Annotated in this window: 1 rRNA gene; it reads right to left on the bottom strand. The window is 55.2% G+C overall.

Features of this window, described 5'->3' with window-relative positions:
* Window positions 1–899 (bottom strand): 23S ribosomal RNA (locus C476_RS11530); the annotation flags it as partial.

Raw genomic sequence — 899 nt, 5'->3', positions numbered from 1 at the left:
CACGTGCCTTTCGGCACGCTTCACCTTGTCCACGCCTAGATCGTCCGGTTTCGGGTCGTGCCCGTTTGACTCCCCGCGCTTGAACACGGCGGCCCTCATGCAAAGCACTGCGGCCATGTCGGTTTCCCTTCGCCTTCCTCGATAATCGAGTTAGACTCGTCAAACAGGCACACTCCCTGGTTCGTTTTTCAAAACGTACGACAGAACACCGGCTTCCCAAACTTCCTACTAGCAGCTCGCGCTGCGATCGTTTTGTCCGGGACCTTGTGTGCTCTGTCGCTCCATCGCCAACTGATTTCACGCCCTATTGCACCTCCCTTCGTGGGGTGCTTTTCAGCGTTCGCTCACGCTACTTGTTCGCTATCGGTCTTGAGGAGTGTTTAGTCTTCGCGGTCGATGCCCGCGATCTTCACGAGGGATATCCAACCCCCGATACTCTGGAACTGACGCGTTCCGTACTCGACGACATTACGGGACTGTCACCCTGTTTCGTGCTCTGTTCCAAGAGACTTCGTGTCGCGTTTCGGGAAGTGAAAGTCAGTCCGAACACCACATTGCCCGAAGGCTTCGGTTTGGACTGTATCGCGTTCAGTCGCCCTTACTAACGACATCGCGTTTGCTTTCTTTTCCTGCCGNACACCACATTGCCCGAAGGCTTCGGTTTGGACTGTATCGCGTTCAGTCGCCCTTACTAACGACATCGCGTTTGCTTTCTTTTCCTGCCGATACTAAGATGTTTCAATTCTCGACGTTCCCCATTGCGCGAAGCAATTGCGGTGGGGATTCCCATTCGGAGATCCTGAGTTCTTTGCCTCCGTGCGGCTCCCTCAGGCTTATCGCAGCTTGGCACGTCCTTCTTCAGCTCTCAAGCCGAGCGATCCACCAGCTGGCACAGTAGC

The organism is Natrinema limicola JCM 13563 (assembly GCF_000337475.1).
Lineage (GTDB): Archaea > Halobacteriota > Halobacteria > Halobacteriales > Natrialbaceae > Natrinema > Natrinema limicola.
This window is presented reverse-complemented; position numbering and strand designations above follow the sequence as displayed.